This is a genomic window from Sporocytophaga myxococcoides DSM 11118, from assembly GCF_000426725.1.
Taxonomy (GTDB): Bacteria; Bacteroidota; Bacteroidia; order Cytophagales; family Cytophagaceae; genus Sporocytophaga; species Sporocytophaga myxococcoides.
The window spans coordinates 197,961-212,168 of sequence record NZ_KE384561.1 but is presented as its reverse complement, the minus strand read 5'-3'; the positions used below and the strand labels follow the sequence as shown (position 1 = coordinate 212,168).

The 14,208-nt window shown below is 36.5% G+C and carries 15 protein-coding genes; 5 read left to right on the top strand and 10 right to left on the bottom strand.

Annotated features, from left to right (window positions below; all coding sequences use genetic code 11):
- Positions 1-9: 9 nt before the first annotated feature.
- The 5 genes from K350_RS30340 to K350_RS0124965 form a co-directional block, all read right to left on the bottom strand.
- Positions 10-618, bottom strand: coding sequence for an acyltransferase (locus K350_RS30340; protein ID WP_051313667.1), 609 nt, complete (start codon positions 616-618; stop codon positions 10-12).
- A 23-nt stretch (positions 619-641) separates the two neighbouring features.
- Positions 642-1,562: a glycosyltransferase family 2 protein gene (locus K350_RS30335; RefSeq protein ID WP_037577257.1), complete on the bottom strand. Its 921-nt coding sequence runs from the start codon at positions 1,560-1,562 to the stop codon at positions 642-644.
- Complete coding sequence (locus tag K350_RS0124975; RefSeq protein ID WP_028982246.1) at positions 1,555-2,733, bottom strand: sugar transferase; 1,179 nt, start codon at positions 2,731-2,733, stop codon at positions 1,555-1,557. Before K350_RS0124975 ends, K350_RS30335 begins: the two co-directional genes overlap by 8 nt.
- A 10-nt stretch (positions 2,734-2,743) precedes the next feature.
- Entirely contained in the window at positions 2,744-3,130 is a 387-nt protein-coding gene (locus K350_RS0124970) for a response regulator transcription factor (protein WP_028982245.1), read from the bottom strand.
- Between the two features lie 505 nt (positions 3,131-3,635).
- Positions 3,636-4,373: a PPK2 family polyphosphate kinase gene (locus K350_RS0124965; RefSeq protein ID WP_028982244.1), complete on the bottom strand. Its 738-nt coding sequence runs from the start codon at positions 4,371-4,373 to the stop codon at positions 3,636-3,638.
- Between the two features lie 106 nt (positions 4,374-4,479).
- On the opposite strand from K350_RS0124965, the gene K350_RS30330 reads away from it, so the two are divergent.
- Positions 4,480-4,854 carry a DUF7793 family protein gene (locus K350_RS30330; RefSeq protein WP_037577254.1) on the top strand — a complete coding sequence of 125 codons (375 nt, stop codon included), beginning with the start codon at positions 4,480-4,482 and terminating at the stop codon, positions 4,852-4,854.
- Positions 4,855-4,857: 3 nt separating this feature from the next.
- Here the strand turns inward: K350_RS30330 and K350_RS0124955 are convergent, their stop codons facing one another.
- Positions 4,858-6,084: a BaiN/RdsA family NAD(P)/FAD-dependent oxidoreductase gene (locus tag K350_RS0124955; RefSeq protein ID WP_028982243.1), complete on the bottom strand. Its 1,227-nt coding sequence runs from the start codon at positions 6,082-6,084 to the stop codon at positions 4,858-4,860.
- Between the two features lie 21 nt (positions 6,085-6,105).
- The gene (locus tag K350_RS0124950; protein WP_028982242.1) at positions 6,106-7,659 is read right to left on the bottom strand and encodes a helicase HerA-like domain-containing protein; all 1,554 of its coding nucleotides are present in this window, start codon (positions 7,657-7,659) and stop codon (positions 6,106-6,108) included.
- Between the two features lie 111 nt (positions 7,660-7,770).
- Here K350_RS0124950 and K350_RS32495 point away from each other — a divergent pair, with 111 nt between their 5' ends.
- Complete coding sequence (locus tag K350_RS32495; protein ID WP_156027193.1) at positions 7,771-7,926, top strand: hypothetical protein; 156 nt, start codon at positions 7,771-7,773, stop codon at positions 7,924-7,926.
- A gap of 156 nt (positions 7,927-8,082) precedes the next feature.
- On the top strand, positions 8,083-9,699 hold the full coding sequence (treF, locus tag K350_RS30325; RefSeq protein WP_051313666.1) for an alpha,alpha-trehalase TreF: 1,617 nt from the start codon (positions 8,083-8,085) through the stop codon (positions 9,697-9,699).
- A gap of 8 nt (positions 9,700-9,707) precedes the next feature.
- Here the strand turns inward: treF and K350_RS0124935 are convergent, their stop codons facing one another.
- Genes K350_RS0124935 through K350_RS0124925 form a run of 3 tightly spaced genes read right to left on the bottom strand, consistent with a single transcriptional unit; the run spans position 9,708 to position 11,880 of the window.
- Positions 9,708-10,403, bottom strand: a complete 696-nt coding sequence (locus K350_RS0124935; protein ID WP_028982241.1) for an SOS response-associated peptidase — start codon at positions 10,401-10,403, stop codon at positions 9,708-9,710.
- A 32-nt stretch (positions 10,404-10,435) separates the two neighbouring features.
- Positions 10,436-11,401 (bottom strand): YheT family hydrolase, encoded by a 966-nt coding sequence (locus K350_RS0124930; RefSeq protein WP_028982240.1) that lies wholly within the window; start codon positions 11,399-11,401, stop codon positions 10,436-10,438.
- A complete protein-coding gene (locus K350_RS0124925) occupies positions 11,401-11,880 on the bottom strand; it encodes a YkvA family protein (protein WP_028982239.1) in 480 nt (159 codons plus the stop codon). Before K350_RS0124925 ends, K350_RS0124930 begins: the two co-directional genes overlap by 1 nt.
- A 171-nt stretch (positions 11,881-12,051) precedes the next feature.
- Here K350_RS0124925 and hisG point away from each other — a divergent pair, with 171 nt between their 5' ends.
- Entirely contained in the window at positions 12,052-12,912 is an 861-nt protein-coding gene (gene hisG / locus K350_RS0124920) for an ATP phosphoribosyltransferase (protein ID WP_028982238.1), read from the top strand.
- A gap of 3 nt (positions 12,913-12,915) precedes the next feature.
- Positions 12,916-14,196 (top strand): histidinol dehydrogenase, encoded by a 1,281-nt coding sequence (gene hisD, locus K350_RS0124915; protein WP_028982237.1) that lies wholly within the window; start codon positions 12,916-12,918, stop codon positions 14,194-14,196.
- The last annotated feature ends 12 nt before the right edge of the window (positions 14,197-14,208 follow it).

The window sequence follows — 14,208 nt, the reverse complement described above, 5'->3', positions numbered from 1 at the left end:
GAAGTACGATTAATGGTGAAGTTTTTTGATCACCTTAGCTGGAACCCCTGCCACTACAGTATATGGAGGTACATCTTTGGTTACAACTGATCCGGCTGCTATAACAGCGCCTTCACCAACTGTAACACCTTTTAAAATCATAGATTTTGTGGCAATCCACACATTGTCGCCAATAGAAACGGACGAAGTTTTGCCATCAGAAAAATGATCAGTGGCACTGTGAAAGTCACTGTCAAGAATAAGTACATAAGGGGCAATACGGACATTTTTCCCGATTGTAACTTCACTTTTTACAGTTATATGAACTCCATTGATTCTGGAATTAGAACCTACAATAAATTTAGCTCCTTTATGCACATATATTTGAGTAGGGTTAAAGTTAGACCAGATTCTAACCTTATCTCCCAAAGAAATAAAACCTTTGTTTTTGATAATAGGCTTACCATTAGTTGAGACCATGGCGCCTATTTTATTGCAATTTCTTAAATAAAACTTAGCAGACACTAGTCTCCAGCCAGCACCTATGATTTCCTGTGTAATCTCAAGAAGAGAATTGTCTTTGTTCTTTTCTTTTAATTGTGAAAATTGGGCTCTAAGTGTACTTGCAGTTGTGGTCATATGCTGTGTTGGTTGAAGAAAATTTAGGCAATCGATTCAGTTAATTCAAAGCTTTCTGTTTCACTTACATTCAAGTGTGTCAGATTCCAGGCTAAAGCTCTGTAAAAGGCTTTCAGATGGTCAAACTCACCTTTTGATATAAACTTTACAGTATTTTTTGGGACCGATATACAAAAGAAAAATAAAAGGCTTATGAGAAGTTTTATGCCGAAGACATTTCTTCTCATAAATACCACTCGGTTTCTGTTCATGTAGTAGGTTTTAAGTATGCTGTTTTTTCCTACAGACATTGATTCCTTATGATAGATCTTGGTTACTCCGGAATAATAGATTTTGAACCCTGCTCTTTTAGCGCTTTCACACCAGTCATGTTCTTCGTAATAAAGAAAAAACAGTTCTGGCATGAGTCCAATGGTTTTTATAAGCTTCCTGGAAACAAGCAGGGCTGCACCATGTCCTAAGAAAGTTTCTCTTACGTCATTATATTGTCCGTTATCAGTTTCCATACTGCCGATTTTTCTTCCTCTTCCTGTAAAAGGATTGATAGAATAAGAACCTGCGTATTGGATGATGTTGGTCCCGAAATAGACAATTTTGGGAGTTACCATTCCGATGTTACTGTTTTTCTCCATCAATGAAACAAGAGGTTCCAGGAAATCTGGTTCGACCTCTGTGTCATTATTCAGAAAAAGAAAATATTCCCCTTTGGCCGCTTTAATACCTAAGTTATTCCCCCCTGAAAATCCAAGATTTTGTTTACTCCTGATTAGTCGAACTTCCGGATATGCAGCTATAGAAGACAGATCTTCAGAAGATGCATTATCTACCACAATAATTTCAATATTGCGGTAATGGACCTTTTTTAGAGATTCGATTAATTCACAAGTAACTTTAGCCTGGTTATAATTAATTGAAATGATTGATACTAAAGGCTGGTCAGACATTTTCTTTCTGGATTAAAGCCGGAATCGTTTTCAAAATAATTTTTATATCATTTACGAAAGAGTAGGTGAGGGCATAGTCGATATCAAGCTGAATACGTTCAGCCTCGGACATCTCGCCGGTTCCTCTTTTTGTAACCTGCCATAAACCTGTAATTCCGGCAGGAGCCAGAAAGCGGGTTGTAAACTGGTCAGTAGTAATTTTTTCAGCTTCGTATAAAGGAAGAGGACGATTACCTACAATGGACATGTCTCCTTTAAGCACATTGAATAATTGAGGTAGTTCATCAATGCTGGTATTCCTGATAAACTTTCCAACACGAGTTACTCTTGGATCATTATTTATTTTGATGAATGTGCTTCCGTTTTTAAGGATTTTATTTTTAAAATGTACCTTTTCACAAATAGCATTTCCATCCAGATAAACAATGGATTGGCAGGATATACGTTGCTCTTTGCATGAGTCGCAAAGCTCATTTTCAGATATTGGTGACGCTGCTCCCTCTTTTTTATTGTATTGATTCAGGTGAGCAATGTCCTTCAATTTATTGTCAGCTCCTGTCCCCATGGAGCGGAATTTGTAAAAGTTGAAGATCTTATATCCGGTTCCTACTCTTTTGGAACTATAGAATATTGGTCCTCTGGATTCAATAACTATAAGTAATCCCAAGATGCAGAAAAATGGGAAAAGGAAAATCAATATTGAAAGAGAAATAACAATGTCAAATATACGCTTTGCAAGCGGAATCTTATAAGCAGCAGGAATACCCGGCTGCTGCTCTATAGATTCACTAATCTCTACAGGGTTTGTAATAAGATAACGAACTCTTTTTACAAAGTTCTCTTTGTCGAAGTTTGTAGAAAAAAGTTCGTTAACACCTTGTTGATGGATTTGCTTCTTTGTCTTAATGTCAATATTATCAGCAATAAGAATAAAAGGAATATTCCTTGAAGCCTTATGCCCTCTCAGTCTTTGAAACAAATTCGTGCCTTTGGGGCTCTCAAAAGGGCCTTCCGTGACGATTGCTTCAAAACCTTCATTCTCTTCTGATATTGCATACAGAAGGCTAATACTATTGTCAAACCAACGAATATTAAATTCGTCCTGTAGTTTATCTGTTAAGCTTTGAATGAGGTCTGAGTTAGTTCCAACAAATGCGATTTTGGATTTCATTCAGTTTAAATTAAGCCAAAGCCCTTTCAGATATTCTTAAAGTGTTTGAAATTCTTAATTCAAGTTCTTCAGGATTGAATGGCTTTACAACATAATCATGAGCTCCTAATCCGAGAAATTTAACTTTTTCGGCGCTGTTGTCCATTGCAGATAGTACAATTACCGGAATATGTCTGTAAAATCCGCTGGCTTGAAGTTGTTCCATAAACTCCTGACCGCCCATTTCAGGCATATTGATGTCGGTAATAATAATATCAGGAATGTTTCCCTGTTGCATCCAATCTAATGCTTCCTTTCCATTATTCTTTTTAATCACCTCATATTTTTCATTAAAGAAATAATAGATGATTGTTAAAATGGATTTCGCATCGTCAACTGCTAGTATAGTTTTTTTCATAAAAATAGATTTTAAAAATTCCCTTTAATTTTTTTACATTTTTATTTGAAACTTTGCAAAAATTCAGATCGTATAGTGTGATTTCCCTCTACAGATCATATTATAAATTTAACTAAAAAACTGTAAGCATTAAACTCCAGAAAAGTATATTTTCCTAATTTTCTATTAAATAGAATTTTCTCCGGATAAATGTAGTGAAAATGCTGGTAAATCAAGAAAAGTTATCTATTTCCCCATAAGTGTTTTTCCTTATGTTATTTAGATTTAAATTTGTATTTTTTCAATTTTTGTTAATGTTTGTCATTGAAATATAGAATGTTGTAACTTTTAAATTTGTGCCTTAAGGGCAGCTTATAAAGTGAAATTTTTTCTTAAAATAGGATAATTTTTTATAAATTATAATATCAATTTTAAAAGAAGTTTTAATTGATGAAAACTTGTAATTCTTTGTTTTTTTATAATCTATAATTTCTTTCAAAAAAACATGAGGGGAATCCCTAAGATTTTATTTTTCCAATCCAGGATATTCCAGATTCATTCCTTCTAATGTTTCTTTTATTTTCTTCGCAACCAGATATTCCTTATACCAATTTTGATCAGAAGGTATAATATTCCATTCGGGAGCTTTACAATGTTTAAAAACTTCCTCATAGGCATCCAGATAATGATCAAATTTTTTGGCAGTCTCCCAATCTCCGTCATTGTGCTTCCAAAATTTCTTAGGATTGGTTTTTCTTTCCTTCAGTCGTTTTTTCTGTTCTTTCTTTGAAACATGCAGGTAAAATTTCAATATTACAGTGCCATTATCCTGAAGGAGTTTTTCAAAATTATTGATATGCTCAAATCTGTTTTTGAGCTCACCCTTGTCAATCCATCCTTCTACAGCGGGAACCAGCACATCTTCATAATGGGATCTATTGAAAATATATATTTGTCCTTTGGGAGGCACTGCATTGTGCACTCTCCATAAAAAGTCATAGGATAATTCTTCTTTTGTAGGTGCTTTAAATGATTTGACATCACAGCCAAGTGGATTAACCCCATGAAAAACAGTACTTACAAGTCCATCTTTTCCAGATGCGTCAAGTCCTTGGAGGATTACTAAAAGGCTATATTTTGATTGAGCGTATAATATTTTTTGAAAACCAGAGATCTCCTCTGATAATTCAGGAATGAGTTTTTTAATTTTTTCTTTTTCAAATTTTTCCGGTGCTGTAGTAGATAAAGAGAGTAATTTCTTCATTTTCTGGTTTTATTATTATAAGGATTGTAATACTAAATAAATTATTTATGGTTTACAGTAGAAAGAAATATTTTTAATGAAATTTTAAGAATAAGAAGAAATTGAGATGGAAATAGTAAGGGAGGAATATTTTCAGCTTTGGTTGGAAGATGGGGTTGTAAAGTATCGGTATCATAAAGGAATGATAATCGACATGGAAATGGCTGAAAAACTTGTGCAATACCGACTAAAATTGATAGAGGGAAAAACATATCCCGGATTTGTCGATGCCAGGGAAACAGTCTATATCTATAATGGGGCTAAAAAATACCTTGCAAGTGATATTGGATTTCTCGGAGCATCGGCTGTAGCTATTTTAATCAAAAGCCATGTTCAGAAAATACTTGGAAATACTTTTATCCTTCTTAAGCCGGCTAAGGTTCCTGTAAAGCTTTTTACAGAAGAGGATAAGGCTTTAAAGTGGCTTGAAGAATACAAGTAAAGATTATTTTTCTGCAATAGATTTTCCGGCAACAAAGCCTGTTGACCACGCAGCCTGAAAGTTGTAGCCGCCGGTAATTCCGTCTATATCCAATACCTCTCCTGCAAAAAATAGTCCTGGGCATGATTTGCTTTCCATAGTATGAATATCGATGCTGTCCAGGCTCACTCCACCACAGGTAACAAACTCTTCTTTGAATGTTGTTTTTCCTTTTACTCCGAATTCACTTCGTAACAGGTTCTCCAAAAGTTTATTCATGTTTTTCTTGGGCATATCAACCCATTTCAGACCTGTAGAAATATCAGACAACTCACATATCCTTTCCCATAGTCTTCTGGGAAGGTTAAAAAAGGGATTTCCTACAACTGTTTTTTTGGGGTGAAGTATTTTTATTTCAGACAAAGTCGATCTTAAGTTTTCTTCATTGCCGGAAATCCAGTTTACATGCGCTATAAAACGGTATGACTCCTGAGCAAGCTCTCGGGCTCCCCATGCTGAAAGTCTTAATACAGCCGGACCGCTAAGGCCCCAATGGGTGATGAGAACAGGCCCTGTTTCCTCCAGTTTAGAACCTGTAACCCTTACTTTGGCCAGAGGGACACTTATACCTTGTAAATCTCTGAAAGGTGAATCAGGAACATTGAAAGTGAATAAAGATGGGACAGGCTCTTTTATTTCATGCCCCAGGTCTTTTAACCACTGATAAGATTCTTGATTTGGATTACCTCCTGTTGCAATGAGTATTTCATCGCAGTATAGTGACTCACCTCCGAAAAGCTGTACGGAGAATCCTCCGTTTTCATTTTTTCTGATACTCTTTGTACCAAAGCCTTCCATTAATTTCACCCCCATAACACGGGCTTCTCGGATGAGGCAATCTATAATGGTTTGTGAATTATCTGATTGGGGAAATATTCTTCCGTCTTCTTCCTGTTTTAATTCTGCACCTCTCGATTCAAACCATCCAATAGTATCTTTTACGGAAAACTGTTGAAAGGTGTACTTAAGTGCTTTACCTCCTCTTGGATAACCTTTAAGAAGGAGATTTATGTCGAAGCATCCGTTGGTAACATTACATCTGCCTCCTCCGGATACTTTTACTTTGGATAAAAATTTAGTGCTCTTCTCAAGCAATGTAATTTCAGCTTCGGGATTAAACCTTGCACAGGATATAGCCCCGAAAAAGCCTGCGGCTCCACCTCCGATAACAACTACTTTTTTAGGCCTCATAACTGAATTGGTAAGTCTTAATTATCTTCTTCTCCTTGATGAGGATTTAACCCCAAGTACTCCTAATAATCCTCTTGTAAGCTCTCTGAATATCGTTCTCCCAATGTCACGGGTTATTTTACTATCCATAACCTCTTCAAGCGTGCTTTTTTCTTTTCTTCTGCTCTTTTCTTTAGTAACCTCAGCCGGTTCTTCTTCCTGATCTGATTCATTATCCTTTGAATGGATTTTTTCCGTGAGCATTTCGTAAGCACTTTTTCTGTCAATAACAGAATTATATTTTTCTACCAGCTGGGAGTTTTTTATAAGCTCATCCGTTTCGGCAGGTGAAAGAATATTCATGCGTGATTGTGGTGACCTTAGCAATACTGCAGCCAGTGGTGTTGGTGTTCCTTTTTCGCTCAGCACTGTTATCATTGCTTCTCCGATTCCTAATGAAGTAAGCAATTCTTCTGTCTTATAAAAATCAGTAAGCGGATAGTTTTCAGCAGTAAGACGAATCATTTTTCTATCATTAGCAGTGAAGGCTCTCAATGCGTGTTGTACCTTCATTCCTAGCTGTCCGAGAATAGCCTGTGGTATGTCTGAGGGATTCTGAGTACAGAAAAATATACCTACACCTTTGGATCTTATAAGCTTAATGATTGCTTCAATCTGATCAAGCAGTGCTTTACTTGCTTCATCAAATATTAAATGAGCTTCGTCAATAAAAAGGACAAGCTTAGGTTTTTCAAGGTCTCCGGCCTCAGGAAAGGTGGCATATATCTCTGCAAGCAGGCTAAGCATGAACGTGCTGAACAATTTTGGCTTGTCCTGTATGTCAGTTAAACGAATGATAGAAACAAAGCCCTTGCCATCTTTATCAAGCCTTACAAGGTCTTCAACTTCGAAGGATTTTTCTCCGAAGAACTTCTCGGCACCTTGCTGCTCAAGCTCGATAATTTTTCTCAGTATTGTTCCTGTTGAAGCAGAGGAGATAGCCCCATATTTTTTCTGAATATTTTCTTTCCCTTCATTGCCTATATGCTGAAGAACAGACTTAAAATCTTTTAGATCAAGAAGTGGAAGGCGTTCATCGTCGCAATATTTAAAGATCAGGGAAACTATTCCGCTTTGAGTATCATTAAGATCAAGGATTTTGCTGAATAATACTGGGCCAAACTCTGAAACAGTAGCTCTTAGTCTTACTCCCTTTTCACCTGAAAGACTTAGTAACTCAACCGGAAATTTTTTAGGTGTAAATGGAATGGCTATCTTTTGTTGTCTTTCTTCTATTTTTGGATTAGTCTCTCCGGCAGCTGCAATTCCGCTAAGGTCTCCTTTGATATCCATCATCAATACCGGCACACCGTGTTCTGACAGGCCTTCTGCAATTGTCTGAAGCGTTTTGGTTTTACCTGTGCCAGTGGCCCCAGCAATTAAACCATGACGGTTCATTGTTTTTAAGGGCAAAGAAACTATTGTTCCATTTACAACTTCTCCATCAAGCAAGGCTGCGCCTAACTTAATCTGTTCACCTTTAAAAGTATATCCAGCCAAAAGTTGAGCTTCAAATTGTTTCAGTCTGTCAGACATTTTTTTCCTTTTTCTGTAAAAATAACAATTATTGCCTTGCAATGGTATCTGTTTATAAAATCATTTTAACTAATTGCTGGTTTAGTGAGTTAACAAAGAAAATGCATTGGTATGAAAAGTCAGAAACCCGTGGTAAAATCCTCTAAAAGTGAAACGATTGAGGTAAGGGAAAAGAGGGATATTGATTTAATAATTAAGGAAAACGAAGAGTTGCAGAAAAGCATAAGAGAAAACAGGCTCAAGTTCTGCAAGCAATACGGGTGTTGATAAAAAGGCCTAAGACATACTCGTTTTCGTATTTTCAAATCTACATATCATGTTCTGAAAATTATGATCCTGACTTTTAGCTTTTGAAAATATACTTCAGTAGGTCTTTGGCCTGGAGTTACTTGAAATTGTACTTCTTTTATCTATAAAAAAAACATGCGCAACTGCTGGTTTTTGTCTTTTTTTATTCTACTGTTTCATAGTGTCTCCGCTCAGAAAAGTCCGGATAAAATTTATGGTGAATTGTTTGAGGTGGTGCAAATGCAACAGGTATTTGAAGACTCCAAAACATTTGTTGATTGTATACCAATATATGATCCGGATACTATTCTAAAAAACTATTATCGCGAAAAAAAATCTCTTGACTTTGATCTTAGTAAATTTGTCTCAATTCATTTTTTAAAACCATGCACGCCTTCCACCGATTATCTGAGCGATACAGCAATGTCAACCAAACAACATGTTGAAGATCTTTGGCCATTGCTTACCCGAACGCCGGATACAATTCTTAACTCTTCACTGATACCTCTTCCATTCTCTTATGTAGTGCCGGGTGGTAGATTCAGGGAAATTTATTACTGGGACAGTTATTTTACCATGTTGGGCCTGCAGGTTTCTAATGACACCCTACTTATACAAAACATGGTGTCTAACTTTTCTTTTCTAATAAAGCATGCAGGCTTTGTGCCAAATGGTAACAGATCCTATTACTTAAGCAGATCACAACCTCCTTTTTTTTCTTTAATGGTTGAATTGCTGGCAAGCCAAAAAAGCGACACGATTCTTAATTTTTATCTTCCGGATCTAGTAAAAGAATATGAGTTCTGGATGAATGGGAAAGACTCGATTACCTCTCGTAACGGCTCATATAGAAGAGTTGTAAAGCTGAATGGAAAACAAGCATTAAACAGATATTGGGATGATTTAGCAGAGCCAAGACCTGAATCTTATAGGGAAGATATTTTATTGTCATTAAACTCTGATAGGAAAAAGGAAGACCTTTTTAGAAATATAAGAGCAGCCTGTGAATCCGGCTGGGATTTTAGCAGCAGATGGCTTGATGAATCTCAAAAACTTGAGACAATTCATACAACAGATATAATTCCAGTTGATCTTAATTGCCTTCTTTTTCATTTGGAACAAACTATAGCTGAAGTTTATACAAATGCAGGGGATAATAAAAAAGCAAAACATTATCACAGCCTTGCGACTGAAAGAAAAAAGGCTATCATAAAATATTGCTGGAATAAAAAACAGAAGTTTTTCCTTGATTACGATTTTAATAAGCAAGCCAATACTTCTGTAAAATCAATGGCCGCAGGTTTTCCACTATTTTTTGAAGTATGTAATAAAAAGAAAGCCAGGCTAGTGAAAGACGAGCTTTTAAATAACTTTTTAAGCAACGGAGGTTTGTTCACAACCTTGAATAAAACGGCTCAGCAATGGGACTATTCTAATGGCTGGGCTCCTTTGCAGTATATGGTCATTAAGGGATTGTCCAATTATGGCTACTCGGCAGAAGCAACTCTAATTGCAGAAAAATGGGTAAAGCTCAATGAGGGAGTTTTTAAAATGACAGGTAAAATGCTTGAAAAATATAATGTAAAAGATCCTGAAATAAAGGGTGGAGGAGGAGAGTATCCTTTACAGGATGGATTTGGCTGGACTAACGGAGTCTTCCTGAAGCTTTCCGAACTCGTCCATAAGAATGATAAGAAGAAACCATTGAAAGCCTTCTCCATGAATAAGCGGAGAAAACTTTCAGGTTATTAATTTTTTGTTTATTCAAATAAGTTAAAACTTTCACCAGGATAGATCTTTGGAGCCATCTGGATGCACTCTGGAGTATCATACATTGCTGAATTTACAGCCCGATGTGCTTTGTAGAAACTCATCTTGTCTGAAGGATAAGGTTTTAATAGCTCAGTAACTTCATTGTCAGATAAGTCCATTTTTATCCATTCTTTTTCTAACTCTCTAGGCAAGATTACAGGCATTCTTTCATGTATTTCAGACATAAGAGAATTAGCATTGGTTGTGATGACTGTAAAGGAGTTAATGATATCCCCTTTCTTATCTTCCCATGAATCCCAAAGGCCTGCAAAGGTAAAGATTTCATCACTGGAGAGTGTGATTCTATGAGGAACTTTTGCTTTTCCTGCTTTTTTCCACTCATAAAAACCATCTGCAGGAATCAGGCAGCGGTGGCTTTTGATGATTTGTTTAAAGGGGCCTTTAGTTAAAATGGTTTCAGATCTGGCATTGATCAAGTTAGTAGAAGTAGAATCATCAAGAGACCAGTTGGGAATAAGTCCCCATTTCATGAATGAAGTTTCAGTCGGATTCCTGTTGGTAATGACCGGTAACAATTGTGTTGGCGCAGCGTTGAACCGTGGTCTGAATTCATCAGTCACTTTTATGTTAAATCGTTTTGCTAATTTTTCTATCGAGGAGGTTAGGGAGTATCTTCCGCACATAAGTTGAGGCGCTCTTTAAAAGCAACAGCAAGTTATAAATAATCAGAGATAAATTCAACGGCTCTTTTCTCAGACCAGTATATACCGCTGATTTTTTTTTCTATAAAGCCAACATGCCCACCTTGTTCAGGCATTTCAAGGAATAGATGAGGATTTTCTTCGGCTTCCCTTACCGGAAAACATTGAGGGGTTAAAAAAGGATCATTACAAGCATTTACCAGTAAGGTGGGAATTTTGATGTCTTTCAAATAAAAGAGAGAACTGCATTTTTCCCAATACTCAAAAGCATTCTTAAATCCGTGTATGGGAGCAGTATACATTTCATCAAACTCCAGAAAATTTCTTATTTTATCGAAGCCTTCAGCACTAATTACCTCTGGCATTATTCTGGATTTTTCAATAACTTTTTTTTCAAGGCTGTTCAAAAATCTTTTCATGTACACATAACTACCCCAGCCCGCAAGCTTTTTCGCGCCTGAAGCCAGGTGACATGGTACAGAAAAGTTAACACTGCAAGTGATCTGTGGTTTGATATTAGCTCCTTGTTCTCCAAGGTATTTGAGGGTAATGTTTCCACCTATGCTAAAGCCAATCAAAGCTATTTTGGAATATTTTTTCTTTCTGATTGCATGATCAATTACAAAGTCAAGATCTCCTGTTTCTCCGCTATGGTAAAACCTGTGAAGTTTGTTGATTTCTCCGCTACATCCTCTATAATTCCAGCTTAAAGTGTCATATCCAAGAGAGTTTAATAGATAAACCATTCCGAGGATATACTGAGTTTTAGAGTTTCCTTCTAGGCCATGAGAAAGGATTATCAGTGTATCGGACCCTTTAAAAGACCAATCCAGATCAAGAAAATCTTGATCTGGTGTGTCTATCCTTTCACGTTGATATTTAATTGGTTCATTCTTCCGAAATAAAGCAGGTATAATCGTTTCCAGGTGTTCCGAAAAAAGAAAATAAGGAGCTTTATACGTAGAATGAATTATTGGCATTAACCAAACAATGCTGTTTTAGAGAAATTTAGCTTTTTAGACTCATATACCTGGAATTTTTCAATTTCTTCCGAAGCATATTTCAGGAACCATGCAAATAAAACTAAATCATCAGCAAATCCCAAAAACGGTAGAAAATCAGGAAATATATCAAACGGAGAAACAAAATATAGAATCACCGCCAGTCCCAGAATTACTTTTACTTTAGGAACATCTGTATATTCGTTTAGCAATGAAGCTCTTATAAGCCTGAACATTGATTTTACTTTTCCCCACATTTCACCAAATGTTCTTTCAGCATTTTGATTAGTTGCTTTATTGTAAGCCACTGTCAGGATTTTATTCAACTCATCAGGGTTTCTGACATAGTACTTTGCTTTCTCCACAAACTTTTCATACTTAGGGGATTTTGAAATTAAGGCTCCCAGCTTGGCCTTGATCAACAATGCGTTGATCGATCTCTTTTTTCTTCTTTCCATATGATTAAAGTGTTTCTTGCCCACTAATAATTAAATAATTTTTCAAAAAAAAAGTTAAAGAAACGTTTAAAACTGTTGATATGTAGATGGTTATGTGTGTTGTAATCTTTCGGGAAAGAATAGGGCTGAACCCAGTATTTTTATTTATTTTTGCCAAAAAAAAGTCAATTTATGAGCGAGATTTTACGCCTTGCTGTGCAGAAGTCTGGAAGGCTAAGTGAGGATTCACTAAAACTTATCAAGGAATGTGGGATTGAGTTTAGCAACGGAGGAGGAAAACTAAAATCTACTGCTTCTAATTTCCCTGTTGAATTACTCTTTTTAAGAGATGATGATATTCCGGGATATGTTGCAGATGGTGTAGCAGACATTGGAATTGTTGGTGAAAACGTTTCTGTTGAAAAGAAAAAGAAAGTTGAACTTGTAGAAAAACTTGGATTTTCTCATTGCAGACTGTCTATCGGAGTACTTAAGTCTTATGACTATAAGGATGTTAGTAATCTGAATGGATTAAAAATAGCGACTTCTTATCCTAACATACTTTCAGATTTCCTTTTTGAAAATAAAGTACGTGCATCAATTCATGAAATAAGCGGTTCTGTAGAAATTGCTCCAAGCATTGGTCTTTCTGATGCTGTTTGCGATATCGTAAGTTCCGGAAGTACTCTTATAAGTAATGGATTAAAAGAAGTAGAGGTAGTATTCCGTTCTGAAGCAATACTTATTTCTTGTCCTCAGCTATCAGCTGCAAAAACTAAAATTCTGAATGACCTTTTATTCAGAATTCATGCTGTGAAGAATGCAAGAAATACAAAATACATTCTTTTAAACGCTCCAAATCATTCCATTGACAGAATTATTAGTTTACTTCCAGGGGTTAAAAGTCCGACTGTAATGCCGCTTGCAGAGGAAGGCTGGAGTTCTTTGCACTCTGTGGTGAGAGAAAATGAATTCTGGGGAGTGATAGAAAAGCTGAGAGAAGCAGGAGCAGAGGGCATACTTGTAGTACCAATTGAAAAAATTATTAAGTAATTAATGAAAATTATCAAATATCCCGAAACCACTCAGTGGAAAGATCTTTTAAAAAGACCTGTTTTTGAAACGGCCAGTCTGGAAGCAAGAGTTGTTCCTGTGCTTGAGGCTGTAAAGAAAGAGGGGGATATTGCATTAAAAAAATTTACATCTCAGTTTGACGGTGTTGATATAGCGAACATTAAGGTTTCTTCAATTGAAATAGACGAAGCAAACCTGTTGGTTGATGAAGAGTTGAAAATCGCTATACGCGCTGCCAGGCAAAACATAGAGAAGTTTCATTCTTTTCAGAAGGAGGAAACTAAAGTTGTAGAAACAACTCCAGGAGTGACTTGTTGGAGAAAATCAGTGCCTATTCAAAAAGTAGGTTTTTATATTCCTGGAGGCACCGCTCCATTATTTTCTACAATTCTGATGCTAGCTATTCCTGCTGATATTGCAGGTTGTGAGCAAAAGGTTCTGTGTACACCTCCCAATAAAGAAGGCAAAATACATCCTGCAATATTATTTACTGCTAATCTGTTAAATATTAAGAATATTTACAAAGTTGGAGGCGCTCAGGCTATTGCTGCTATGGCATATGGTACAGAGACTGTTCCTCAGGTGTATAAAATTTTTGGTCCGGGCAATCAATATGTAACTGCTGCAAAGCAGCTCGTATTTAAAGATGGAGTGGCAATAGACATGCCAGCCGGGCCTTCTGAAGTAGCTGTAGTAGCTGATGATTCTGCCAATCCTGCATTTGTTGCTTCTGATTTGCTTTCACAAGCAGAACATGGTGTTGATAGCCAGGTAATGCTTTTTACCAAGTCAGAAAAGAAAGCTATGGAAGTACTGGAAGAAGTAAAGAAACAGACAGAAGAACTTTCAAGAAAAGGTTTTGCTGAAAAGTCTCTTGAGAATAGCAAGTGTATTATATTGAAGAATGATGAAGAGATCATGCAGATGGTAAACGAGTATGCACCGGAGCACCTTATTCTTCAGACTTCCAATGCGGAAGAGCTTGCAGGTAAGGTAATCAATGCAGGTTCTGTTTTTATTGGTCATTATACACCTGAATCTGCTGGTGACTATGCTTCAGGAACCAATCATACGCTTCCTACAAATGGGTATGCAAAGGCATACTCAGGAGTTTCTGTAGATTCTTTTGTGAAGAAAATAACATTCCAGTCTATAAGTAAAGATGGTATAAAATGTCTGGGGCCTGTTATCGAGACAATGGCAGCAGCAGAAGCACTGGACGCGCATAAGAATGCGGTGTCAGTGAGATTGAAGAGTTTGTAAGGATTAAGTATT

What these genes read in the sequence shown, in the direction of transcription:
- hisD (WP_028982237.1), top strand. Translation starts at nt 12,916, where the DNA reads ATGAAAATTATCAAATATCCCGAAACCACTCAGTGGAAAGATCTTTTA.
- treF (WP_051313666.1), top strand. Translation starts at nt 8,083, where the DNA reads ATGCGCAACTGCTGGTTTTTGTCTTTTTTTATTCTACTGTTTCATAGT.
- K350_RS0124950 (WP_028982242.1), bottom strand. Translation starts at nt 7,659, where the DNA reads ATGTCTGACAGACTGAAACAATTTGAAGCTCAACTTTTGGCTGGATAT.
- K350_RS0124965 (WP_028982244.1), bottom strand. Translation starts at nt 4,373, where the DNA reads ATGAAGAAATTACTCTCTTTATCTACTACAGCACCGGAAAAATTTGAA.
- K350_RS0124955 (WP_028982243.1), bottom strand. Translation starts at nt 6,084, where the DNA reads ATGAGGCCTAAAAAAGTAGTTGTTATCGGAGGTGGAGCCGCAGGCTTT.
- K350_RS32495 (WP_156027193.1), top strand. Translation starts at nt 7,771, where the DNA reads ATGAAAAGTCAGAAACCCGTGGTAAAATCCTCTAAAAGTGAAACGATT.
- K350_RS0124935 (WP_028982241.1), bottom strand. Translation starts at nt 10,403, where the DNA reads ATGTGCGGAAGATACTCCCTAACCTCCTCGATAGAAAAATTAGCAAAA.
- K350_RS0124925 (WP_028982239.1), bottom strand. Translation starts at nt 11,880, where the DNA reads ATGGAAAGAAGAAAAAAGAGATCGATCAACGCATTGTTGATCAAGGCC.
- hisG (WP_028982238.1), top strand. Translation starts at nt 12,052, where the DNA reads ATGAGCGAGATTTTACGCCTTGCTGTGCAGAAGTCTGGAAGGCTAAGT.
- K350_RS30340 (WP_051313667.1), bottom strand. Translation starts at nt 618, where the DNA reads ATGACCACAACTGCAAGTACACTTAGAGCCCAATTTTCACAATTAAAA.
- K350_RS0124930 (WP_028982240.1), bottom strand. Translation starts at nt 11,401, where the DNA reads ATGCCAATAATTCATTCTACGTATAAAGCTCCTTATTTTCTTTTTTCG.
- K350_RS0124975 (WP_028982246.1), bottom strand. Translation starts at nt 2,733, where the DNA reads ATGAAATCCAAAATCGCATTTGTTGGAACTAACTCAGACCTCATTCAA.
- K350_RS0124970 (WP_028982245.1), bottom strand. Translation starts at nt 3,130, where the DNA reads ATGAAAAAAACTATACTAGCAGTTGACGATGCGAAATCCATTTTAACA.
- K350_RS30330 (WP_037577254.1), top strand. Translation starts at nt 4,480, where the DNA reads ATGGAAATAGTAAGGGAGGAATATTTTCAGCTTTGGTTGGAAGATGGG.
- K350_RS30335 (WP_037577257.1), bottom strand. Translation starts at nt 1,562, where the DNA reads ATGTCTGACCAGCCTTTAGTATCAATCATTTCAATTAATTATAACCAG.